A 22,465-nucleotide genomic window follows, 5' to 3' on the forward strand; every position below is an offset into this window, starting at 1 on the left:
GGCAAGGCTGCCGCAGTCTTATTTTATGATACGGAATGGTCTTATTAATGGCTAGGCCCGGGGGTGGAGGCGTGTCAAGCGCGCGCGCCTGGGGGAGGGCGGCGGACAGGCGAATGGACGGGAAGAGGAACGCAGCGAGGGGCCTGATCGGCCCCTTGCGGGGGAACTAACTGTCCCGCCCGGTCCCTGCGGTTACACTGGAGCCCGCCTTTTGAGAATTGCGTCGATATCCCCGCGCACGCCTTCGACCGAAGTGTCGAGAGGGCCGCCTGCCAACGGGATCTCGGTATACATGACCCTGCGCTCGCTCGATACAGGCGGCGTCGCCTCATGCAACGTGCAGGACAGATGGACGGTAAGGTCGCCGGGCTCGGTCTGCATTGCCACCACCGGCAGATAGGGCCGGGTCTTGGCGTGCTCCACCGGAATGCCGACGCGGTGCGATCCTGCGATCACTTGCAATTGGCCGTTGCCTGGTCCCGAAGCCGTCAGCGAAATACCCACCGTCATGCGTGAGCACGCATAGGCGTGGCGGCCGAGGTGGCAATCGCGGTGGAAGGTCAGATCGGACGGGCCTGATACGATCCCGACAGGCTTGAACAGCGCCTCGATGATACGGCCCTTCGCCGGCTTGCGTTCGAGATGGTCGTGTCCGGCCAGCACCCGATGGAGCAGATCCCACTGCGGGCCTTCCAGCAGCGCGCGCGTGGCGGGCGAACGCTCGACGAAATCCTGAAGGCGCACGCAGGCACGCGATCCGTCCGCCAGGGTCGCCCACCAGGACTTGCCGTCGCCTTCGCTATAATCGGGTAGCGCGGCATCCATGTCGCGGCTGATGCGGGCCATGTCCGTCGGATCGAGCCAGCCCCGCAGATGCAGAAAACCAGCTTCCCTCAGGAAGTGCGCAATGTCCGCCGGGTCCGAAGCGGGTGTGAAACTTGCATTGAGATCGAGAGGCTGCCCGTGCCGGTCCACGAAGGACAACTGCTCCGGCAGCACGGTCCAGCCTTCGAGAAGCGTGTGCCACAGCGCGTCCCACGAGGACAGCGCTTCTCTGTTCGCGCGGTCGGGTTGGAGTTCGCCGGTCACCAGCAGGCCATTGAAAGTCACAAGGTTCTGCGCGACCCGCGAGAACTGGTCCTCGCTCAGCGCGACGACGAGAGCGCCCGGCGTGTTGCCGTTAGCCGCGACGAGCTTCTCCCCCTCTGCGGCGATTGACCATGCCTGCTCGCCGACTTCGACAGTCAGGGGTGGTGCTTCGAGCCATCGCATGCCCGAGGCAACCAATGCGCCGTTCCGCTCGGCAAGCCGGGGAAACTCCTCCTCGAAAAAAGCGGCAGCGGCGATGGAGCGACAATCACTGTCGCGGCGCGTGCGACGGTCGAGCTTGGTCGGCATCTTTATCTCCCACACAGGCAGGCAATGGTAGCGCCTGCGTGCCCGCCGCCGCTGGCGACAGGCACAGATAACATAGGGTCTCAGAACTTCTTGCTGATCCCGAACTGGAACACACGGCCAATGCTGGTGACGGCATATCCGTCCAGCGAGTTGATCGAGCCGTTGTAGGGCGGCGGATCCTTGTCGAACAGATTGTCGACGTTGAAGGTCAGCGAAAGGTCCTTCATCACGCCTGTCCCCTTGAAGTCGTATTGGGCGAAGAGGTTGATAGTGTCGAAGTCCTTGATCCGGGACTGATTGAGGTTCGAAGCCAGCGGCGCGACATCCCATCCGCCAAGGTGCCGCCAAGTGGCCTGCGCACGCAGGTTCCCGAAGGTTGCGCCCAAGGTGCTGGACAGGATGAAGCGTGTCTGCGCCTTCACCGTGTTGACGAAGGGGGCATCCGAGACGGACTGTTCCTTGCGATCCAGGACGTAGTTGCCGTTGATCTGGGTATAGACCGAGCCGAAGCCGGTCTGGTGATCGTACGAAAGCGAAACGTCGAGACCGTCGGTGTTCACCGCCGCAAGGTTGGTGCGGCGGCCATCGGCGATGGAGTAGACCTGTCCCGGCACCACCGTATAGGGCGAGACTTGCGCCAGCCCACCCGGAACTTGCGAGGCCAGTGCATTCACTTGCGCGATCGTCGGGTTCATCACGTAATTGCTGGTGAACAGCGAATAGAACACCGAGGGATTGAACACCGGCGGGATGTCGATGAGGTTCTTGAAGCGGATGTTGTAGTAGTTCAGCGTCAGCGCCAGCCCGGGCACGGAGGGGGGCGCGATGTCCATGCCTATCGACCAGGTCGTTGCCTTCTGGGGCTTGAGATCGGTGCCGCCGCCGCCCAGGAAGATTTGCGCCTGTCCGGGCAATGGGGCTACGGCCGGGTTCGCGAAGAGGATCAGCGGGAACGCGAAGATCGTGGGCGGCGCGGCATCGGCGCCGTCGGCAAGGCTGGGCGCCTGGAACGATTTGCCCCAGCTCCCGCGGATTTTCAGGCCGTCGAACGGTTCGTAAGTGGCGCCGAACTTCGGATTGAAGGTGCCGCCGAAGTCGCTGTAGTGGTCGTAGCGGCCCGAGGCCGACAGGCTGAGCGAATAGAACCCGCCAGTACGGTTGCCCTCACCGATGACGGGGACCTGCACTTCCCCGAACAGGGCGGCGATGCGCCTGCTGGCGGAGTTGAACGGCAGGTCGTCGACGGCGGCGGCGCTGACGGTGCCGTTGATCCGGGATTCGTACTTCTCATAGCTGTACTCGCCGCCGACGGCGACTTTCACCTCACCGCCGGGCAGGCTGAAGAGGCTGCCATCGAGCACAAGCCGGGTATTCACCATCTCGTTCTTGCCCAGACCATAGTCGAGGAAGTTCGAGATGAGCGGCAGGACCGCGCTGTTGGCGGGGTTCGACAGGTTGTAGGGGTCGAAGTTGCCGGTCAGCACCAGTCCCGAAAGCGTGCCGTCGTCGATCTTCTGGTTGGCGACTTCGGATCGGCCGCGCCCGTAGTTCGCCAGCCAGCGCAATTGCCAGCCATGGCCGAGATCCGCCGTGGCCGATGGCGTAAAGCCCCAGGTTTCGAGGCGGGTGCTCTGGCTGGTATGGTCGCCGAGGATCGAGGAGAAATCCATCGAAACCGACTGCGGCGCGAAGCTGTTGGCATCGCCGGTGTTGCGGTAGAACGGATTGAGCACCATCCCCGGAGCGTACGGATTAACGGGGGCGATCGTGGCGGTTGCCGTGACCGGTCCGCCGTCTCCCTTGTTCACGCGGTTCATGTAGAACGCGCGCATGTCGAACGTCACCGGGCCGCCATCGTCGTAGGACATCCCCGCGAAGACGGAATGCCGCGTTTCGCTGGGATAGAACGTGCGGTTCTGGCTGATATCGCAGCGATTGCCGGTGCCCAGTGTCAGGCCGGGCAGGGCATAGACCGAGGATCCGATCGAGACGTTGCCCGCCCCGCACGTCAGATCGAGGGGTAGCCCGGTCGTATAGTCGAGGCGGCGGACAAAGTCGCGGTCCCGGCCGTAAAGCGAATCGTGCCACGAATAGTCGTAGCTTGCATAGACGGAGAGCGAATCCCAGGTCTTGCCTACTGTCACGTCGGCATTGGCGGATTGGTAATCGGACTCGAAGCCGTAGCGGCCCTTGACCTCGATACCGTCGAAACGCTTGCGGGTGATGAAGTTGATAACGCCGCCCACCGCATCGGCGCCGTAGATCGATGAGCCGCCGTCCAGCACGATCTCCACGCGCTCGATGGCGCCGGGGGCGATCGCGTCGGGATCGGGCACCGTCTGGCGCACGCCCATGCCGGGCAGCCGGTGGCCATCCACCAGGATCAGCGTCGACGAGCCGCCGCCCGAAGCGCCCGGCAGATTGCGCAAGTTGGGACGATTGATCGTGATCTGGCTGGAATTGATGGCCGAAACGATCGGTGTGGTATTGAAGGATGCCGCCTGCGGCACGCTTGCAAGGAGCTGCGCCGTCGAATTCGCGCCGATTGCGGTAATCGCCTCGGAATTGATCGAGACCGTTTCGGAACCCGCCGGTGCCACCCCGCGCAGCAGGGTGCCGGTGACGATAATTTCCTTGATTTCCTTGTCGCTTAGGGCCGTCTGGCTGTCCTGATCGGGCGCCGGCCCCGTCTGTGCAAGCGCCGCCACCGGCGCGAGAGCGATCATCGATACACCGAGCAGCACATAGCGCCGCACGGGACTGGAAGTCCTCTTCATACCCTCTCCCTTTTCGGCACCTGCGGATTTTTTCTCCGGGTTGCCTGTCCAGTTCGCCCCGCCCCCCTTGGTTTTAGTGCCGCTTGTCGAGGGTGTCGGAGCGTTGGTGGCCCGAGCGTGACAGATTCTCCAAGCCTTGTCGCCATAAATTATTTAGGCACTAAAATAAGTAGGGGGCGGGCGATTGTTGCGACCGGCGCCGAATTGGCCGATGGAATGCGCATGCGACTTACGGACCAGGAACATAACCGTGTGCTGTTGCTCAAGAAGCTGCGAGCCAGCGAGCCGGTCGCCCGAACCGATCTTGTGAAGTTCACCGGCCTGACGGGCGGCACCATCACCGCGATCACTGCCGATCTGGTCAAGCGGGGCATCGTGATCGAGGAAAAAGTGGTTTCGAATGCGCCCGGGCGGCCAAGGGTCAACCTGCGGATCAATCCCGAGGGCAAATACGTTGTCGGGATTACCGCGACGAACGACGGCGAACTGCTGCTGGAGATCGTCAATCTCAGAGGCGAGAGCCTTGCCGTTTCAACGGCACTGCTGACCCCCACGACCAGCATCGCGGACTTCGCGCGGCAATTCGTGGCGGCCCTGGAAACCGCCATCGCCGGCTGGCCCGTGCGCCGGGAGGACATCTACCGGATCGGGGTCGGCATTCCCGCCGTTGTCGACAATCGCACCGGCATTGTCGAACAGATCCTCACTTTCGAGCCCGGTCCCTGCGATTTCGGCGGGATTGTCGAGCGGGCTCTCGGCATTCCGACGCTGGTCGACAACAACATCAATCTGCTGGCGCGCGCAGAGCATTGGTACGGCCTAGGCGCTCAACTGGGCGACTTCACGCTGATCAACGTCGATCTCGGCATTGGCGCCGCGCTTTACAGGGGCGGGCAGTTGATCAGCGGCGCGCACGGGATCGCTTCCGAATTCGGGCACGTGAAGGTCGTGCCGGACACCGGCCGCCTCTGCCACTGCGGCGCTCGAGGCTGTATTCAGGCATATTGCTCGATACATGCCATCATTCGGCAGGCGTGCGAACGGCTGGGCAGGGCGGAGCCACGCTATGAAGAGATGGGCCGGTTCTTCGAGGAACTGATGGCCGAGCATGCGGTCGCCGCAATCGACATCTGGCCGGTGCTGGAGCAGGCGAGCCACTATCTCGGCGTTGCGGTGGCCAATCACATAACCATGCAGGATCCGGAGGCCGTCATCCTTTGCGGCCCGCCCATCGCGATGATGGACAAACTGCGCGGCACTTTCTTCGCGGCGTTGGAGCAGAACACGTTTCCGACTTTGCGGCGGCGCACCAAGCTGTACTTCAAGGCCTGGGACAAGGGCGCCTTCGCGCGCGGGGCGGCAGCGATGGTTCTGGAGCATCTCTACTCTTCGGCCTGATTTGCCGCTGAACTATTTCACGGTCTAAATTAACATCTGCATCGCGGCCGATTTGGAACAGGGATCGGCCGCAAGGAGCTGTCTGGGGGCGGATCGCCATGGGATTGGTCATCGGCTATAGGCGGATCCAACCTGTCGGAGAGAGAACTGCGTGAGCGAAGGAATTGAGCTGATCGAAGCGAACGGCGTTCTCGAAATTCAAATCACTCGCCCCGAGAAGAAGAACGCCCTGACCGCCTCGATGTACCGTGCCATGACGGCCGCCCTAGCGGATGCGTCGGCCCGCGCGGAATGCGGCGTGGTGCTGATTGTCGGGAAGGGAGACGCCTTCTGCGCCGGCAATGACCTTGCCGACTTCATGGCCGGACCGGATGGCGCGGCCGCCGCGCTCGATTTCATCCGGGCTATCGCACGCTTCGAAAAACCGGTCGTCGCAGCAGTGCAGGGGCTGGCGGTGGGCGTGGGAACGACCCTGCTGTTCCACTGCGATCTGGTCTATGCGGCGCCCGATGCACGCTTCGTCATGCCCTTCGTCAATCTGGGGCTGGTGCCCGAAGCGGCATCGAGCCTGCTGGCGCCGTCGACCTTCGGTTATGCCAAGGCTGCGGCGATGCTGCTGCTGGGAGAGCCGATTGACGCGGAAGCGGCTGACCGTGCGGGACTTGTCACTGCCGTGGTCCCGGCGGTTGGACTGCTCGAACATGCGCGCGCCAAAGCGGCGATATTGATGGGCAAGCCGCCGCAGGCTCTGCTGGCCACGCGCCGGTTGATGAAGGGAGACCCCGCCATCGTCGCCGCGCGCATCGAAGAGGAAGCGCAGGTCTTCACGCAGGCGATCAGCTCGCCGGAAGCAAAAGAAGCCTTCACGGCCTTTTTCGAGAAACGCCCGCCCGTCTTCCGATGACGAGCGCCGGGCGGTGTGGCGATCCACTATTTGAGACGATGCCGCGAATGCCGAGACAATAAATACACTTCGTGATTGCTAAGTGCCGGAGATTGGTACAGCTTCGTTCGACCTGCCCTTCAATGCGCGTCAGGGATAAATCGGATGACGACTGACCGTGCGCTAAGTGTTCCGGTGTCCATCATCGCAGTGATCCTGATGACGGCCGCGGCCTATTATGCCGGCAGTGTATTCGCGCCGCTTGTCGTTGCGCTATACATTATGGCTCTGGTCTGGCCGCTTCAGCGCATGTTGCAGGCGCGGCTGCCCAAGCTGCTGGCGCTGGCGCTTACTTTGCTGGCGACGCTTGCGATCGGCTTCCTGTTCGTATTGATCTTCAGCTGGGCAGTCGGCCGGGTCATTCGCCCGATCATGCTCGACACGGCCCGCTACCAGTACCTTCTGGAGCATCTGGCGGACCGGTTCGAGATCCAGGGATTTTCGATTGCCGGCTTGTGGTCGGAATATGTCGATCTCGCCTGGACGATCAGCGCCATCCGGCAGGTCGGCGGGCATTTGCAGACGACGCTCACCTTCTGGATCATCGCCATCACCTACCTGCTGCTTGGACTGCTGGAGGTGGACGACATGCGCGCGAAGATCGCGGTCATGAGGAACCGCGAGGCGTCGTGGATGCTGCTGGAAGGCACCCGCATCATCGCCGGCCACTATCGCCGCCATCTAATGGTGCGGACGCTGATGAGCGTGCTGACGGGCCTGCTCGTCTGGCTTTTTGCGCGCGTGGTCGGGCTGCCGTTTGCGGGGGAGTGGGGCGTGATCGCCTTCGCGCTCAACTATATTCCGTTTATCGGCCCGTTCTTCGCCACCCTGCTGCCCACGCTGCTGGCGATGACGACTTTCGACACGTGGCAGGCGGTCATTCTCGTGTTCCTCTGCCTCAACGTCATCCAGTTCATGGTAGGCAGCTATATCGAGCCGCGCGTCGCGGGCAGCGTCCTGTCGATTTCGCCGATGCTGGTGCTGTTCGTGATCTTCTTCTGGACGTTCCTGTGGGGAATCCTCGGCACTCTGCTCGCCGTGCCGATCACGGTTGCGATCATCACGTTCTGCGGGCTCCATCCGCGCAGCCGCTGGGTGGTCGAGCTGTTCGGCAAGGCTGCTGCGGCAAATTCGGCAGAGGCGGAATGATACTGCCTCAGGAGGCGTGGGGCGCTGCCGCTCGCCGCTGCCGGGCCGCGAACAGGGCGTAGCCCCCGACAAGCGCAGCCGCGACACCGGACGCCGCGCCGACGCCCAGCGCCCAGCGCGGGCTGAGGTGGTCCGCGATCCAACCGACGATCGGCGCTCCGATCGGCGTTCCTCCCAGCGCCACGCCGACGCGCAGCGCCATCACGCGTCCGCGCATGGCGGGTTCGGTAGAGAGCTGCATGAGGCTGTTGGTCGTGTTGGTGAAGACGAGCGCCGCAACCCCGGTGAGCACCAGCGCGGCCGCGAAGAGCCAGAAATCGGGCGCGATCGCGGCCAGCGCGCAGCCGAGCCCGAACACACCGGCGCTGAGCATCAGAGCCTCGAAACGCGGCTTGTCGCGCTGGGCGTTGAACAGGGCGCCGCTCATTGTCCCGATGGCCATGGCCGAGGACAGGAAGCCATAACCGCGCGCGTCTGCATGGAAGATGCGGACCGCCATGGTCGAAATGAAGATCGGAAAGTTCAGGCCGAACGTGCCGACAATGAACAGCATGATCAGGATCGCCTTGAGGTCCGGCCGCCCCCAGACATAGCGAAATCCCTCGGTAAAGCTCCCCCTGGTGCGCTTCGCGCGAGGGTTCGAATGCAACTCCCCGGTACGCAGGAGGAAGAGCGAGGCCAGCACGGCCATGAACGATGCGCCGTTGATGAGGAAGGCCCATCCGGTTCCGACCATGGCAATGATGAGGCCCGAGACTGCGGGTCCGATCAGCCGCGCGGCATTGAACGATGTCGAGTTGAGCGCCACTGCATTGGTCAGATCGGCGTCCCCCACCAGTTCGGCGACGAACGTCTGGCGCACCGGCGCGTCGAACGCCGCCGCGGTGCCGAACAGGAAGGCGAAGACATAGACATGCCATAGCTGCACGACGCCGGTAACGGTCAGCAGGCCCAGCACTAGGGCCAGTACGCCCATTGCCGTCTGGGTAAGGATCAACAGCTTGCGCTGGTTGAAATGGTCGGCGGCAAAGCCCGTCCACGGCAGGAACAGGAATTGCGGCCCGAATTGCAGGGCCATGACGATACCCACGGCCGAGGCGCTGTGGTGCGTGAGCGTCGTCAGCACCAGCCAGTCCTGCGCCGTGCGCTGCACCCAGGTGCCGATGTTCGACACGAAGGCCCCTGCGGTCCAGACCCGGTAATTGAACCCCCGCAGCGAGCGGAAGGCACCTGTGGTCGGAGCGTTCATGAACGTTCCGGCGTGTTGCCGCCGTGGAAGCGGCCGAAGTGCCGAGCGGTGAACAGGCCGAGCAGCAGCATCCCCAGCCCGAGTGCGGCCGCCTGTGCCGGGTCGCGCAAGTTGAAATCGCCGACCCGGCAGACCAGCAGATAGAAAAGCACAAGGTTGGCGAAGCCCCACAGCACGTTCACTGTCGAGGATGACAGGCCTTCGCCCGGCGGCGTCGCGAAGGGGCTCTGGAAGGCGCGGCCCATCATCCCGCTGACGAAATGCGGAAGCGCGTTCGCCAGTGTGGCACCGCCGGCGAAATAGGACAGGAGATGGAGCCAGGGCATTTTACGAATTACCTTTCCAGCAGGGCAAGAACATCGGCCGTCAGGCCGGTTTCGCCCAGTCTCGGGAACACGTTCTTGATGGCGTGATCGTGGGCTTCGGGCCGGGTGTCGGCCATCGCGTCGATGACAAGCGTGACATTGAAGCCAAGCTCATAGGCCTGGCGCGCGGTCGATTCGACACCGGTTCCGGTCGCCACGCCGGTGATGACGACTTGCGTTACCCCCGCCGCTTTCAGCCGTGCTTCCAGATCGGTGCTCGCGAATGCGCCCCAGGTCCGCTTTGTTACGACGAGGTCGTTTGGCCGCTGGTCCAGTTCGGGAATGATCTGCGTGAAATCGTCGGCGAGTTTGTCCATGGGGCGGCGGGGCTGCTCCGTTCGTCCCGGCGCACCGCCGTCGACGTTGACCAGCACGACCGGCAGCTCCCTCGCGCGAAAGGCGTCCGCCAGCGCGCGGCTGCGCTCTACCACACCGCCAATCGGAGCGGGGAAGGGCGCACCCACAAGGCCCTTCTGAAGATCGACAATGACGAGCGCCGTCATGGGATCGAGCGCGGTCAGCGCCATGGGATTGCCCTTTCTGCAAGCGCGGCACACGCGCCCATGTTCAACCGTCAATCGTTCACGAGCCGCTCCAGCAACGGGATCGCCGCAATGAGCTGGTCCTGCTCGGCCGGCGAGAGCCGTGCCCTGATCATGCGGGAAAGCCAGTCCTGCCGTGCGGCGCGGCCTTCGCCGATCCATGTCCGGCACTGCTCGGTCAGCGACAGCAGGGTTTTCCGGCCATCGGCCGGATCCGGCGCGCCGCATATTAGGCCGGCGCTCTCCAGCGCGGCCACGACGGCGCCCATCGATTGCGGGCGCATGCCTTCCAGTCGGGCGAGGTCGGACGTTGTGGCGGGCCCGTGCTTTTCGAGCCGCAGCAGCACCGAGGTCTGCGAAGGGGGCAGATCGCCGACACTCGCCTGTTCGCGAAGCCGACGTTTCAGCTTGCCGGCAATGCGGCGCAGATCCTGCGCTAGCACGGTGACGTGCAGTTGATCATCGGACGAAACGCTCATGGCCGTCCTATAGAAATATGAAGCCTAACTGTAAAGTTAAACTTCCTTTAGGAAAGCGGGAAAGGGGCGCTGGCAGCAGCGCCCCTTCCTTCGATCAATCCCTCAGCTTCTGGGTAATGTAGGTCATCCACAGTGCCGTGGTCTTGGCGGATTGGCGGATATCCGCGCCAGAGCCGTGGCCGCCTTCGGTATTCTCGTAGAAGTAGAAGGGCAGGCCCAGTTCCTCCATCCGCGCCGCGAATTTGCGGGCGTGCTGCGGGCCGACGCGGTCGTCGCGCGTGGTGGTGAAGATGTAGGGCTCCGGATAGTTCACGCCCTTGCGCAGCGCGTGATAGGGCGATTTCTTGAGCCAGAAGGCCCGCGCTTCGGGATCGGCGTAGACATCGCCGTACTCGCCCTGCCAGCTCGCGCCGGCAGCGATCTTGCTGATGCGGATCATATCCAGCAGCGGCACCTGGATCACCACCGCATTGTAGAGTTCGGGGAATTCCGTCATCTCGACACCCATCAGCAGGCCGCCGTTCGAGCCGCCGATGATCCCGAGCCGGCGCGGCGAGGTGATCTTTTTGGCGATCATGTCGCGCGCGACGCTGGCAAAGTCGTCATAGGCGACCTGCCGCTTGGTCTTAAGTGCGGCCTCGTGCCATTCCGGCCCGAACTCGCCGCCACCGCGAATGTTGGCCAGCGCGAAGGCGCCGCCATGTTCGAGCCAGAGCTTGCCGTAGCTTCCCGAATAGAACGGCGTCGAACTCGACTGGAAGCCGCCATAGGCATTGAGCAGCACCGGGGTCGAACCGTCCAGCGGCATGTCCTTACGGTGGACGAGGAAGTAAGGGATCACGGTGCCGTCGGTCGACTTCGCCTCGCGTTGCTCGACGACAAGGCCGGTGGCGTCGAAGCGCGGCGGCAGGCTCTTCACCGGCGCGGCGCTGCCGGTCGCGGCGTCGACGAGATAGAGCGTGCTGGGCGTGGTGAAACCTTCCGCCGAGGCGAACGTGAGGTTGCTGCGGGTATCGGCGGCGCTGAATTCCAATGCCAGCTTGTCCGGCAGCGGTAGCGCCGTCGTGGTCCATCTCCCGTTCGCGGCGGGTGCGAGCGAGAGCAGGCGGCCATTGACGTTGTCGAGAATGGACAGCAGCAGGCGGTCACGCGTGATGGAAACCGCTTCCAGCGCTTCGCGCGGGCCCGGCTTCCAGGCGATCCGGGCCTTGATCGCTTCAGGACGAGCCAGCACTTCGGCAAGCGGTGCAGTCGCCACCGCGCCGGTGGGAAGGTCTCCCCATGCCTCGTCGAGGCGGAACACGACTTCACCGGCGACGAGACCGGCCACAGAGACCTTCTGCGGTATGGCCAGTTCGTGCACTTTGCCGTCCGTGCCGATCACCAGGCTTTGCTGATGGAAGAAGTCGATCGCGCGTGTGATCAGCTTGAGCGTGTTGCCCTGCCCATCCTGCAGCACGGCAGGGAAAACGCCGACGTCGCTCTTCTGCCCGCGGAAGATCTCCGTCGCTTCAGACAGCGGCCGGCCGCGCGCGAGGCGCTTGACGATATAGGGATAGAGCGACTCGGTGACATCGCCCGGTGTCCATTCGGTGGCGACGAGCAGATGGTCGGCATCTTCCCACGTGACGCTCTGCTTGGCGCGGGGAAGGTGGAATCCGCCTTGCACGAAAGTACCCGACGCGAGATCGAATTCGCGCGTCTCGACAGCGTCCTCGCCGCCGTTGGAGAGTGAGATCAGGCAAAGCCGTTGCTCCGGCTCAAGGCAGTCGGCGCCTTTGTAGACCCAGCTCTTGCCTTCCGCCTTGCCCAGCGCATCGATGTCGAGAACGGTCTGCCAGTTGGGCTGCGCACGGCGGTAGTCATCGAGCGATGTGCGCCGCCAGATGCCGCGCAAGTGCTGCTCGTCCTGCCAGAAATTGTAGATCTGCCCGTTCAGGAAGCGGGGGGCGGGAATTCGGTCTTCCGCGCCGAAGATCCTGAGCGCCTCGTCATAGAAGGTCTTGTAGCGCGGATCGGCTTCGAGCCGGCCCTCCGTCTTCGCGTTGTGGGCTTCCACCCAGTCCATCGCGCTCTTGCCGTCGAGATCCTCCAGCCAGATCCACGCATCGGGGGGATCGCGGGGGTCGGCAGGAGCGGGCGTTGCGGCATGTGACATGGGCATGAAACTCAGAAAGGCGAGCGTGCTGGCAAGCGCGGTACGCAGGATGGGCGTCAAGATTGTTCCCCCCGAAAGATCGATTGGGGGAGCCTAGCGCCTGCGACACGCCGGGCAAGCGGTTACGCTTTGATTTCGGTGTGTTGGCAGGCGTGGACGAATTCGGCGCAAAAGGCCGGTGCCGTTTCGATGTGCCCCCGCCTTCGCGGGGATGATGGGGCTTTGAGCTTGAAGGCTCGGTTGCGGCATCGGGACAAGTCACGGGCTATTGGACAATTGCTCGATGCGTTCGGCCATTTCGTCCTGCGCGGCGCGATCGCTCTATAAGAGAAAAGGAAGGCCGGGGCGCGAGCGCCGGTCCAGCATTTGCTCTGCCTGCCGAGGTGTTTCGCGCCTCGCGGGCGGGGCCATTCTATAGGTTGCCGGTGATGAATCTCCAGAACTCCGCCACGCTTGCCGTGTCGCCGCTCGGCCATGAGGCCGACCGGTCCTACACCGTGAAGAGCTTCATCGGCCGTGATCTTGAACGTGGCGCCGAACCGGGTGAGATCGTCGAGATCCTGCCTGCGGGACGAAGCCCGTTCCGGATCGTCTCATTCTATACCGCGCACAACGAATATGCGGACCACGCCGCACGGCTTCGCGCAACGCTGGACGGGTTCGGTCTGGACTATGTGCTGCATCCGATCGACAGCCTTGGCCGCTGGGAACTCAACTGCGCCTACAAGGCGGAATTCGTCTACGAGCAGTGGAAGGCCTCCGATCGGCCGATCGTCTGGTTGGACGCCGATGCTACCGTCGAGGCACTGCCCGATCTCTTCTCGGCGCTCACGGCCGATGTCGCGCTGCATAAGTGGACATGGGACCACCAGGCCCACGACCGCGGCTGGGAATTCTGCTCCGGCACCGTCTATTTCGGCAAGACGGCCGAGGCCGAGGCCCTGCTGCAGCAATGGCTGGTGCGTTGCCGCGCCGATCCGCTGACATGGGATCAGGTCCATTTGTGCTCGGCCTGGTGCGACATCGCCAGCACGCGTCCGCTGAAGACGAGCTGGCTGCCCCGTTCGTATCTGCATATCGAAGGCGCGCCTTGTAACGAGCCTACCGTCATCCGCCATTGGCAGGCGTCGCGACAGGCGAAGGCCGACGGCCGCAAAACCGATCACGAGGCAGCGCAGTTCACCGAAGGCGGAATGCGGGACCGGGCCACGAATACGCTCTGGCGCACGCCGGAAGAAGCGTTCTGGATCCAGGAAGGCGTGGACCACATCATTCCGGCAACGCAGTTCGAATTTCCTGAGGGCTTCGACCTCGGATCGGCCTTGGCGATCGCGATTGACGGTCATTTTCCCGTACTGGAAATCGGTTGCGGCGTCGGTCGCATCGCGTCGCTGTTCGATGACGGCTATATCGGCGTAGACGTCAATCCGCATTCCCTTGCCCAGGCGCGGGCCACGCTTCCAGCTCAGAACTTCCGCATCCACGATCAGGGATATCGGTATCCGGATGCGGTGACGGCGTTGTTCTATACCGTTCTTCTGCATGTGTCCGATGAAGCGCTCGTGCCGCTGCTGATCGAGGCGGTGAGAGGCCGGCAGCGGATCATCATTGCCGAATTGATGGACGTGCGTTGGCGCCGGGAGGGCAATCCGCCCGTCTTCAATCGCGATCCGGAATACTACATCTTCCTGATGCAGGAATTGGGTTTCCGGCTCGTGCACTATTCCAAGCCGGAATATGAGCATTACAATCGCGCGCCGTGGAACACAGGACGCGACAGTCGCATCACTTTCCTTGCCTTTGAAAGGACGGATCGAGCGGACGCACGCGAAATGGCCTGATCGGCGTCTGCCCGCCTAGGATCGGGCCTTCGCGCTGAGGAGTTAGAGATCTTTCGGATTACGCGTGCCGGTCCGGCCGTCGAATGACGGAGCGGATGCAAGGAGTCGTATCCAAGCGGGCGGCAGATCTGTATGCGGCATGTTGTCCCGTGGTTCGGGCATCGATCCGGACCACGGTCCCGGCGCATCCGCGCCGCGGACAGGCTGTATAGCCGGACTCCCAAAGCGTTCCCATGTCTCGCGGCGTCGGGAACCCGTTATGAAAGTCGCCCGCCGGGAACCTATGGAAGCCTCCGCGCCCACACTCGCCGATCTCGGCTGGAGACCCTTCTTCAGCGAACAGCTGTCCGACGAGGAGCGGGAAACATGCCGCCCGGTGCGGGTCATGTCCGTCTATCGCGGCCTCGTCGCGGTGCTGGGCGAGGGGATCGACCGCCTGATTTCATCACGCCTGCCGAACCCGCAGGGACCGGAAGATCGGCCCGCCGCAGGCGATTGGCTGCTGATCGGTGCCGATAGTCCTGAACCGGTGCGGCTCCTGAGGCGCGAGAGCCTGTTCAAGCGGCCCGCACCGGGCAATGATCGCCGCGTCCAGTTGATCGCGGCGAATGTCGACACGCTCTTCATTGTCGCCTCCTGCAATCACGATTTCAGCATTCCCCGGCTGGAGCGTTATCTCGTGCTCGCGCGGGAAGTGGGGGTCACTCCGGTGATCGTGCTGACCAAGATCGACCTGACCGACACGCCGGACAAATACCGCGAGGCCGCGATGGGGCTTCAGCCCGGTCTGCGGGTCGAAACCGTCAACGCGCGCGAGGGTGCCAGCGCCTTGCCGCTGGCGAAGTATTGCGGACCGGGCCAGACCGTTGCGCTGATGGGATCGTCCGGCGTCGGCAAGTCGACGCTGGTCAATACGCTGCGCGGTTCGGATTCGATTACCACCCAGGCCGTGCGCGAACACGACAGCAAGGGCCGCCATACGACCACGGTGCGCGAAATGCACCGACTGGCGCAGGGCGGCTGGCTGATGGATACGCCCGGAATGCGGGAGTTCAAGCTGGCGGACGCGACCTCTGGACTGGCGGAAGTGTTCGACGACATCGAGCTTCTGACCCTCGAATGCCGATTCACGAATTGCAGTCACAGGAAAGAGCCGGGTTGCGCAATTCAGGCCGCGATTGCAGAGGGCGCGCTCGAACCCCACCGGCTTGAGCGATGGCGCAAGCTCACTGCGGAAGATAACAGCAATACCGGCACTATGGCCGGGCGGCGTAGCCGGGCCGGAAAGCCCGGCGAAAGGAAATGACCCATGGCTGATCTTTATCTGAAGGCGCTGGAATCCGAACGGAAGAGCCTGTGGGCCGCATGCCGCCTGAAAGGCCTTGCCAAAGGCACGCCCGAACGGCTCCGGATCGCGGAACTGGACAAGCTGCTGGCCGAGCACAAGGCCAAGAAGGCGGGCTGACCGGCAGGACAGTTACGCTTCAGCAATATTTTCCGGGGCCGGGTGATCGAACGGCCCGGCGAGTCAGGTGATGGGCCCGATGGAGCAGGGCGGGCAGCGAATCTCGCGCCCATCCGTGCGGGGCGGGTGACGGGTCTTCCCGGATGCCGCGCGGCATTTGCAACGCCAGCGCAGCCAGCGTCAGCGGCCAGCGCAGTCCGGGCCAGTCGGCCTGGAGCAATTGGCGCCGATGCTGGATGCGGGGCCACAAGCCGCTGCAATATTCCTGCGGTACCGGCACCGCGAACAGCGATCGCAATGCCAGCAACTGCGTACGCAGCGCGCGCCGAGCCTGCCGAGCGGTGAAGAAGCCATCGAGTTCCTGCCAGTCGATCCCTTCGCCTGACCGGGCCAGCCCCGCAAGATCGACGAGATGGCGCATATCCACCAGCCCGCGCCAGTAATCGAGTTCCTGCAGCTGGTCGTGCGAGACCAGCACGGCGGCCTGCGCGGCCGGGGACGGTTGCAGGGCCCGCTGTCGGCCGATCTCCACGGGCCGGCAATGCGCCGAGAGCATTGGGTAATCGAAGCGGGGGTTGCTTCCCTTGGTCCGGCAGTGGAGGTCGAGCATGCCCACGTCGCTGCTTCGGTAGAGGACGAGGGGGGCGCCGTCCAAACCACTTTCGTAGTGTATCCGGAAGCCGAGCCGGCCAAAACATCTCCGCGCCCCAGGCATCGCGCTTTCAGGCAGCATCAGGTCGATATCGCCGAGAATCCGGCCTCGTGCCGCCGGAGCGCCAAGCTCCACGAGCAAGGCCGCGCCTTTGATCAGTATCGGCGGCGGGCCCGTATCGGCCAGTGCGCCGAGAACGTCCTCCAGCAGGAGCATCAACCGCCGATTGCGCTCGACGTTTGCCTCGACGACGGCGGCCAGAAAGGCGAGAGCATCCTCGGGAACGTCGGGGCGCCACGCCAAGCGGGAGCCGAGGGAGGCCGTTGTCATCGTGCGGTTGGCCCGGCCGATGAGGTCCTCCCAATCGCACCTGTCGGGTATTCTGCCGTCGAGCGCGGCGGCGAAGGTTCGGATGCCGATCATTGCATCCTTACTCGGTGGCGCGGTCGAGCAGCCGGACGGCTTCGTCCAGATTCGCATAAGAGAGACGCCGGCATTGCGCGCGTCCCACCAGACGGCTGAGCATCTGCACGTCCGACAGGGTTGAGCGTCCGGTGCGGGCGTAGGCGCCTTGGAGCAGGAATTCGAGCGTAGCGAGCGGTTCGAGCGGGGTCAGTGCAGCGGGCATTCCGTCGTCGCGGGCGAGCAGAACGATCCAGTCCACCGGATAAATGCCGGTGCGCGGTTCCGGCATGGGCAAGTAACGCAAGGTCGCGCCGTCGAGCCGTTGATGCACGGCTGTTCGCCCGATCACGTCTCCATAGCCGGGCAGCAGGTCCCACGAACCGCGCTTCAGTGTGGGATAGAAGGACAGGCCCTGTACCATCCCGGCGTGATCCAGCAGGGCCACGTCATCTGCGGCATAGCCGAAGCCTGCGGCGGTCAGCGCGACGGAAAGGGTGCTCTTGCCCGCTCCTGGCGCGCCGCTGAGCAGAAGCGCGCGGTTTCCTCGCACAAGTACGGCGCAGTGCAGGGCGATCCGGTCGCTGGCCGTGAGCACGTCATCGACCAGACGCGCTTTCAGTGTGGGAATGGCCTGATCAAGCCTCGCAATGCTGGCCGGCTTGCCGTGCCGCGAGATGACCACTTTGGGCAGGGCAGCGTCCGTGCCCCAACGGCGGATCTGCCAACGCGGCACCGCCTCGGCGTCCTGCCGCTTTCGGGCAGCGGCCGGCATCGCAAGTGATCCAAGGCCCGCACCGATCTCCACATCAATGGGAATGCCCGCGAGATCGAGCGGGAAACGGCGCATCACCTCGTTGGTCGATCCAAGTCCGACGGCGAGCAATTCCGCGCCAGACCACAAGGATATCAACGCGGTAACCGCATCTTCCGCATCCCGCTTGTCCATACCATGGCGGGTGCAGCACGCGATCAGGTGGCCGAGCGGAGCGGGGCCGCTCGTCAGTTTCCTGGCAACCAGCGCAGCGAAAGGGTCGAGGGCGTAGAGCTTTTGCGCGGTCTCGCAAAACAAGGCGTCGCGGTCGGAAAGGGAAACGACCGCGACGCCGGGGGCAAACTGCCATTGCAGGTTTTGGTCCGCGGGCGCCGTGTTACGCCGATCGGAACCAGGGCCTTGAAAGGCGCCGGTCGAAGGCTGAACATCGGCGGCCAGCAATGTGCACAGCGCGTGAGGTGTTTGCGGACCCTCCGCGCCGGCCATTGTCAGTGGCCGTGCCCGCCACCGCCCCGGTCGCCGCTACCCATGCCGCCGCCGGATTTGATGCCGCCACCGCCACCGCCATCACCAAAGCCGCCGCCTCCGCCGGAGTCTCCGCCACCGCCACTGCTGCCAGAAGCACCGTCGCCGCCGCCGGAGCTACCTCCACCGCCGTCTCCTCCTCCACCCCCACCACCGCCGCCGCCAGAGGCCGCGATTGCCGGAGAGACCAGCGATGTGGAGAGCAGCACCGTCATCGCCGGCGGCACGGTGAGCGCGAAGCGACCGGCCGTCTTGAGAAAATCGCGCCGGTGCGTGTCACCGATGAGATCGGAAGCTCGATCGTCCATGGCCGTTCCCCTGTGCCGTTTCGGCGAGGGCACCCTCACCGTGAAAAGTCGGGACTGATATGCTGAATAGGCCTGTGGCAGCGGGGAAGCATCTATCGGGCGATATAGCTCTCATGGGCGAGCCTCCGGCGGCTTTAGGGGAGTTCGCCTGCGCTGTCCGGCGCTGGATGGGCGTCGGCATAACGGGCGACCATCAAAGCCACCGTGGTCCGATTGTCGGCGCCAAGCTTGGAATAGATGCTGTGCAGATGGATCTTGACGGTCCCCAGGCTGATGGCGAGTTCCCCCGCGATATCCCGGTTGGCCATACCCTTGGCCAGCAGCCGGGTGGCCTCCCATTCGCGCGGAGTCAGGCTCTCGAACGGAGAAACCTCCCGTTCCTCGGCCCGGCGCCGGTTGATCGCGGCGGCGACGAGGTGCTGCGGCAGCCAGCGCCCGCCGCGCGCGACCTTGCGCAGACATTCGACCAGCGTTGTGGGTGCTATGTCTTTCAGGACGATACCGGCCGCACCGGCAGCAATGGCCTCGATAACCTGCGCATCGGAAATCGCGGCGCTGAGCAGCACCACTCGGACCGGCCAGCCCGCTCGATTGATCCGGCCGAGCAGGTCCAACCCGTCCAGATCGGGCATGTAGATATCGATGAGGGCAATATCGGGCTGATACTCCTCGATTTTCCGCAAGGCGGTTTCGCCGTCGCGCGCGGTGGCGACCACCTGCAATTCGGGATCGACGCCGAGCAGAGTCTGGATGCCGCTGAGGATCATCGGGTGATCGTCGCATACGACCAGCGTGATCATCCGTTCACCGCCCCGATCGGGAACACCAGACGCAGCCGGCAGCCGTGCGCGCTCCCGGCGGCGACGAGCGTGCCGCCAAGATCCGCCATCCGCTCGCACAGCGATTGCGGCAGCCCCGCGCGGGCCTCAAGGCCGCAGCCGTCGTCCGCGATTTCGACCTGAAGGTCGCCGTGTCGCGCCCGGATATCGATTTTCAGCGCCGCGGCGGATCCGTGTCGCACGGCATTGGCCGTCGCTTCGGACAGTGCGAGGCAGAGTTCGGTGGCAGTCTCGTCGCTGACCCGCAGATTCTCTGGTTCAACCGATATGTCGAGCCGGCACGCCCACTGCGTGGCCAGCGGCTCGACAAGCGTATGCAACTGGTGCCTGAGGAAACTGGGAGCGCTTCGGTCCGTGCGGGAGCCATTCAGCAAAGTGCGCAGTCGGGTGTGCTGCTGCTGGAGCAGGTTGCGAACCTTGTTCATCACCGGCTGCGCGTCGGGCGGGAGCGTCGCCCGCGTCGCATCGAGTTGCCAGACTGCCGCCGTCAGGTCTTGCAGGACGCTGTCATGGATGTCGCGCATCACGCGGACGCGTTCCTTGAGGCTGGCCGCAGCGGCGAGGCCGTTCGCTATCGAGAACTGCTCCAATGCCAGCGCGATGCGCGCGCCGATGATGCGCGTGAACGCCTCGACATTCTCGTCCCGAAACGCCGGATCGATCACGATGACCAGACCGTGGTAGCGGATGCCCTTGAACTCGGCGAGGTGCAGGGACTGTCTTGCGCCGCCCAGTATGGCGTTCCATGCTGGGCTGCCACCGCGCGAGTTGAGCCGTCGCAGCATCCCGCGCGGGTCCGTCGCTGCCGCCGCCTTGAGCTCTGAAAGCGGCGCGGGAAGGGTCACCCGGTCGACGAATTCGCAATGATCGCCGGTCCAGAAACCGATCGTGCCATGGCCTTCGTCCTGGTCCTGCCAGACGACGACGATGTGATCGGTCCCCAGCACGCGGGCGGCATGTTGGAGCGCTTCGGCCAGCCAGGGCCGGTCGTCATCGGGCATCATGCGGATCGGCCAGGAGGCAAGTTCCTGCAACCGGCGCTCGTTTCGGGCGCGATAGCTGCCGAAATAACCGAGCATGAGCGCGGCGACCCACGCATAGACGAACCGCATCAGCAGCACGTTCATGGACCAGTCGCCGTCCGCGCGCATGTCCGGGATAGCAACGATGACCAGCAGCAATTGAAGCAGGACCGCAGTGGCAAGAACGCCGCGCCAGCCCCACCGCATCGTCGCACTGATCAGGGCAAATGTGAAAAAGACAAAGAACGGGCTCTGCAGATCGTCGGAATAGTGCGCAAGTAGCCCCAAGGTGAAGACGTCGATCGCCGTCTGCGCCACGCGCGAATGCTCGCGCCATCGCGGCGGCGCGGGAAGCACCAGCAGGATAATGCTGACTGCGACGTAGAGGCAGAGAACGGTGTAGGTTTCCGTGACATTCGAATGGGGTGTCGTGGGGTCCAGAAAGACGGCGACCAGGGACAGGCTAGAGGCCAGGAGGCGCGCGACGGCGATCAGCGTTTCAGGATCGGCCTGCGCGATTCGGTTCGCGAAGCTTGGCCTGTTCGCCAATCTTGGAGGCCGCGCGGGTCGTGACTTCGACATCAATCCGTGCTCTCGGAAGGCGGGCACGCGGCAGAACCCCTGCGGCCGTTGGCGCACCCCGCCGGCGACAATTCATAGCGATGAATTCACGGGGGACGAGTTTGCGGGCGCGCATCGCTCCCTCGGCCTTCGATCCTCATCGTGACGGGAAGCTGCGCGTCGGGGCCCTTTTCGGGCAAGGGGGGAATTGGCGTACCCCCAAATCGCCGGTCGATCGCCAGGGTGGTTTCAAATGAGCGTCCGATCAATGGCGATGCACGGCTTATCGGGGCCGATCGTCACGAGAAGGCGGCATCGACTTGCGGCCTGATCCAGATGGCAGTCGTCTGGTGATAGGAAACGCACAGCACACCATCGACAATCCGGGCGCTGAAACCCAGCCTATCCTGCCCCTCCTCGGCATCGGTCTGGAACAGCGCCCGCAGATCCGCGATCGAACACTCGTCCGGAAACGACGTGCCAAGGACCGCGTCGAATGGCAGATCGGGAGTGATGCTGCCGTGCAACCGGGGATCATCCAACCCCAGTCCTTCGCCCAGATGCGCCAGTTCCGCGGCCGTAAGGGCGTGGACGTGGGAGGGATCACGTAAGCGTTCCATCCGGTCATAGGCAGCGGATTTCGCCTCCTCGGGCGTCACGTCCCTGACCACGATCCTGCCACCTGCCCGGCAGACGCGTGCCATTTCGGCAAGCGCGAGACGAGGCTCCCGCATATGATGGAATGCGGCGGAACAGGTGACGAGGGTGAAAGCGGCGTCAGGGAAGGGCATTCGGAACGCATCGCCCACGACCCATTCGGCGTTGGTGATGCCACGCGATGCTTGAGCCCCCTGCGCCTGATCCAGCATCGCCGGTGTCAGATCCAGGCCTGTCACCTGCGAAACGAACGGGGCAAGATCCAGCGCGAGAGAGCCCGGGCCGCAACACACGTCGAGCGCTATATCGTCCGGCATGGCCCCGACCAGCGCAGCGAAGGCCGCCCGGCGATCGTCGCTGCCCATGCTGCCGGTCAGCTTCCCATAACTCACCGCCTGACGCGAGAACTGGCCGATTATGCGTTCGTTGTGATTTTGCTCATCCGGCATGATCTTTCTCCGCTAGCTTGCTGTTGCCGGTTGACGGGTTGAAGCTGTGATCGGCCCTCGCGCGGAAGTTCAGCAGCCGCGCGGCCTCATTGCCGACGCGGAATGAATATTCTGTGCCGGCAGGGATATAGAGCGAACCGCCGGGCCCCAGCGCCTTGTCTCTCCAGTGCAGCGAGCCTTCGACGATGAAAAAGATCTCGTCATCGTCGTGCGAGTGGGGCGCGATCAGCGTTTGCGGGGCGAGCCTCATTTCCATCAGCTGCATCGACGTGTCACTTCCGGGTTCGTGAAAACTCAGACGGCCCGCCAGTTCTGATGGATCGATGTGATCGCGCATCCAGCCCATCGGGATGTCGCCGATCTTTCGCCACTCCAACCGAGACTGGTCGTGCACACGGATTGCCATTTGTCGTCTCCCTGCGATTTGCGATGCCGAATTTATGGCATGCCTGCGATTTGACTGTCTCACGGTGAGCGGCCAATCTTGCCGCTCAAACGGCCATAATGCCGG

Annotated in this window: 20 protein-coding genes; 6 read left to right on the forward strand and 14 right to left on the reverse strand. The window is 64.0% G+C overall.

The features are described from left to right. Positions 1-192 precede the first annotated feature (192 nt). Both AC1VVK_RS18515 and AC1VVK_RS18520 read right to left on the reverse strand, forming a co-directional pair. Positions 193-1,398, reverse strand: coding sequence for a phytanoyl-CoA dioxygenase family protein (locus AC1VVK_RS18515; protein WP_482906257.1), 1,206 nt, complete (start codon positions 1,396-1,398; stop codon positions 193-195). An 80-nt stretch (positions 1,399-1,478) separates the two neighbouring features. Next, on the reverse strand, positions 1,479-4,175 hold the full coding sequence (locus AC1VVK_RS18520; protein WP_482906258.1) for a TonB-dependent receptor plug domain-containing protein: 2,697 nt from the start codon (positions 4,173-4,175) through the stop codon (positions 1,479-1,481). A 222-nt stretch (positions 4,176-4,397) separates the two neighbouring features. Here AC1VVK_RS18520 and AC1VVK_RS18525 point away from each other — a divergent pair, with 222 nt between their 5' ends. From AC1VVK_RS18525 to AC1VVK_RS18535, 3 genes are all read left to right on the forward strand, one after another. After that, on the forward strand, positions 4,398-5,573 hold the full coding sequence (locus tag AC1VVK_RS18525) for an ROK family protein (protein WP_482906259.1): 1,176 nt from the start codon (positions 4,398-4,400) through the stop codon (positions 5,571-5,573). A gap of 151 nt (positions 5,574-5,724) precedes the next feature. Further along, a complete protein-coding gene (locus AC1VVK_RS18530) occupies positions 5,725-6,477 on the forward strand; it encodes an enoyl-CoA hydratase (protein WP_482906260.1) in 753 nt (250 codons plus the stop codon). 144 nt (positions 6,478-6,621) lie between these two features. Then, positions 6,622-7,665: an AI-2E family transporter gene (locus tag AC1VVK_RS18535; RefSeq protein WP_482906261.1), complete on the forward strand. Its 1,044-nt coding sequence runs from the start codon at positions 6,622-6,624 to the stop codon at positions 7,663-7,665. Between the two features lie 7 nt (positions 7,666-7,672). On the opposite strand, the gene AC1VVK_RS18540 is transcribed toward AC1VVK_RS18535, so the two are convergent. From AC1VVK_RS18540 to AC1VVK_RS18560, 5 genes are all read right to left on the reverse strand, one after another. Continuing rightward, positions 7,673-8,914 (reverse strand): MFS transporter, encoded by a 1,242-nt coding sequence (locus tag AC1VVK_RS18540; RefSeq protein WP_482906262.1) that lies wholly within the window; start codon positions 8,912-8,914, stop codon positions 7,673-7,675. Further along, a complete protein-coding gene (locus AC1VVK_RS18545) occupies positions 8,911-9,240 on the reverse strand; it encodes a hypothetical protein (protein ID WP_482906263.1) in 330 nt (109 codons plus the stop codon). The genes AC1VVK_RS18540 and AC1VVK_RS18545 overlap by 4 nt, the downstream gene beginning before the upstream one ends. 8 nt (positions 9,241-9,248) lie before the next feature. Further along, positions 9,249-9,806, reverse strand: coding sequence for a cysteine hydrolase family protein (locus tag AC1VVK_RS18550; RefSeq protein WP_482906264.1), 558 nt, complete (start codon positions 9,804-9,806; stop codon positions 9,249-9,251). Positions 9,807-9,853: 47 nt separating this feature from the next. Further along, entirely contained in the window at positions 9,854-10,300 is a 447-nt protein-coding gene (locus AC1VVK_RS18555) for a MarR family winged helix-turn-helix transcriptional regulator (protein ID WP_482906265.1), read from the reverse strand. A gap of 94 nt (positions 10,301-10,394) precedes the next feature. Further along, positions 10,395-12,458: a prolyl oligopeptidase family serine peptidase gene (locus tag AC1VVK_RS18560; protein ID WP_482906737.1), complete on the reverse strand. Its 2,064-nt coding sequence runs from the start codon at positions 12,456-12,458 to the stop codon at positions 10,395-10,397. A gap of 428 nt (positions 12,459-12,886) precedes the next feature. On the opposite strand from AC1VVK_RS18560, the gene AC1VVK_RS18565 reads away from it, so the two are divergent. The 3 genes from AC1VVK_RS18565 (at position 12,887) to AC1VVK_RS18575 (ending at position 15,764) form a co-directional block, all read left to right on the forward strand. Next, entirely contained in the window at positions 12,887-14,299 is a 1,413-nt protein-coding gene (locus tag AC1VVK_RS18565; protein ID WP_482906266.1) for a class I SAM-dependent methyltransferase, read from the forward strand. 259 nt (positions 14,300-14,558) lie between these two features. Further along, positions 14,559-15,605, forward strand: coding sequence for a ribosome small subunit-dependent GTPase A (rsgA, locus tag AC1VVK_RS18570; protein ID WP_482906267.1), 1,047 nt, complete (start codon positions 14,559-14,561; stop codon positions 15,603-15,605). A gap of 3 nt (positions 15,606-15,608) precedes the next feature. Beyond that, positions 15,609-15,764, forward strand: a complete 156-nt coding sequence (locus AC1VVK_RS18575) for a hypothetical protein (RefSeq protein ID WP_007677795.1) — start codon at positions 15,609-15,611, stop codon at positions 15,762-15,764. 19 nt (positions 15,765-15,783) lie between these two features. Here the strand turns inward: AC1VVK_RS18575 and AC1VVK_RS18580 are convergent, their stop codons facing one another. From AC1VVK_RS18580 to AC1VVK_RS18610, 7 genes are all read right to left on the reverse strand, one after another. After that, positions 15,784-16,839 (reverse strand): nucleotidyltransferase family protein, encoded by a 1,056-nt coding sequence (locus tag AC1VVK_RS18580; protein WP_482906268.1) that lies wholly within the window; start codon positions 16,837-16,839, stop codon positions 15,784-15,786. A gap of 7 nt (positions 16,840-16,846) precedes the next feature. Continuing rightward, on the reverse strand, positions 16,847-18,079 hold the full coding sequence (locus AC1VVK_RS18585) for a hypothetical protein (RefSeq protein ID WP_482906269.1): 1,233 nt from the start codon (positions 18,077-18,079) through the stop codon (positions 16,847-16,849). Positions 18,080-18,081: 2 nt separating this feature from the next. Continuing rightward, positions 18,082-18,426, reverse strand: a complete 345-nt coding sequence (locus tag AC1VVK_RS18590; protein ID WP_482906270.1) for a hypothetical protein — start codon at positions 18,424-18,426, stop codon at positions 18,082-18,084. A 134-nt stretch (positions 18,427-18,560) separates the two neighbouring features. Beyond that, positions 18,561-19,226 (reverse strand): response regulator, encoded by a 666-nt coding sequence (locus tag AC1VVK_RS18595; RefSeq protein WP_482906271.1) that lies wholly within the window; start codon positions 19,224-19,226, stop codon positions 18,561-18,563. After that, positions 19,223-20,836, reverse strand: a complete 1,614-nt coding sequence (locus tag AC1VVK_RS18600; RefSeq protein WP_482906272.1) for a sensor histidine kinase — start codon at positions 20,834-20,836, stop codon at positions 19,223-19,225. Before AC1VVK_RS18600 ends, AC1VVK_RS18595 begins: the two co-directional genes overlap by 4 nt. 311 nt (positions 20,837-21,147) lie before the next feature. Further along, positions 21,148-21,954, reverse strand: coding sequence for a class I SAM-dependent methyltransferase (locus AC1VVK_RS18605; RefSeq protein WP_482906273.1), 807 nt, complete (start codon positions 21,952-21,954; stop codon positions 21,148-21,150). Continuing rightward, entirely contained in the window at positions 21,944-22,360 is a 417-nt protein-coding gene (locus AC1VVK_RS18610) for a cupin domain-containing protein (protein WP_482906274.1), read from the reverse strand. Before AC1VVK_RS18610 ends, AC1VVK_RS18605 begins: the two co-directional genes overlap by 11 nt. Between the last annotated feature and the right edge of the window lie 105 nt (positions 22,361-22,465).

This window comes from Novosphingobium sp. BL-S-32 (genome assembly GCF_056857055.1).

Coding starts and splice junctions, on each gene's coding strand:
- AC1VVK_RS18535 (WP_482906261.1), top strand. CDS start 6,622: ATGACGACTGACCGTGCGCTAAGTGTTCCGGTGTCCATCATCGCAGTG.
- AC1VVK_RS18590 (WP_482906270.1), bottom strand. CDS start 18,426: ATGGACGATCGAGCTTCCGATCTCATCGGTGACACGCACCGGCGCGAT.
- AC1VVK_RS18605 (WP_482906273.1), bottom strand. CDS start 21,954: ATGCCGGATGAGCAAAATCACAACGAACGCATAATCGGCCAGTTCTCG.
- AC1VVK_RS18560 (WP_482906737.1), bottom strand. CDS start 12,458: ATGTCACATGCCGCAACGCCCGCTCCTGCCGACCCCCGCGATCCCCCC.
- AC1VVK_RS18595 (WP_482906271.1), bottom strand. CDS start 19,226: ATGATCACGCTGGTCGTATGCGACGATCACCCGATGATCCTCAGCGGC.
- AC1VVK_RS18540 (WP_482906262.1), bottom strand. CDS start 8,914: ATGAACGCTCCGACCACAGGTGCCTTCCGCTCGCTGCGGGGGTTCAAT.
- AC1VVK_RS18550 (WP_482906264.1), bottom strand. CDS start 9,806: ATGGCGCTGACCGCGCTCGATCCCATGACGGCGCTCGTCATTGTCGAT.
- AC1VVK_RS18525 (WP_482906259.1), top strand. CDS start 4,398: ATGCGACTTACGGACCAGGAACATAACCGTGTGCTGTTGCTCAAGAAG.
- AC1VVK_RS18555 (WP_482906265.1), bottom strand. CDS start 10,300: ATGAGCGTTTCGTCCGATGATCAACTGCACGTCACCGTGCTAGCGCAG.
- AC1VVK_RS18565 (WP_482906266.1), top strand. CDS start 12,887: ATGAATCTCCAGAACTCCGCCACGCTTGCCGTGTCGCCGCTCGGCCAT.
- AC1VVK_RS18545 (WP_482906263.1), bottom strand. CDS start 9,240: ATGCCCTGGCTCCATCTCCTGTCCTATTTCGCCGGCGGTGCCACACTG.
- AC1VVK_RS18520 (WP_482906258.1), bottom strand. CDS start 4,175: ATGAAGAGGACTTCCAGTCCCGTGCGGCGCTATGTGCTGCTCGGTGTA.
- rsgA (WP_482906267.1), top strand. CDS start 14,559: ATGAAAGTCGCCCGCCGGGAACCTATGGAAGCCTCCGCGCCCACACTC.
- AC1VVK_RS18585 (WP_482906269.1), bottom strand. CDS start 18,079: ATGGCCGGCGCGGAGGGTCCGCAAACACCTCACGCGCTGTGCACATTG.
- AC1VVK_RS18610 (WP_482906274.1), bottom strand. CDS start 22,360: ATGGCAATCCGTGTGCACGACCAGTCTCGGTTGGAGTGGCGAAAGATC.
- AC1VVK_RS18515 (WP_482906257.1), bottom strand. CDS start 1,398: ATGCCGACCAAGCTCGACCGTCGCACGCGCCGCGACAGTGATTGTCGC.
- AC1VVK_RS18580 (WP_482906268.1), bottom strand. CDS start 16,839: ATGATCGGCATCCGAACCTTCGCCGCCGCGCTCGACGGCAGAATACCC.
- AC1VVK_RS18575 (WP_007677795.1), top strand. CDS start 15,609: ATGGCTGATCTTTATCTGAAGGCGCTGGAATCCGAACGGAAGAGCCTG.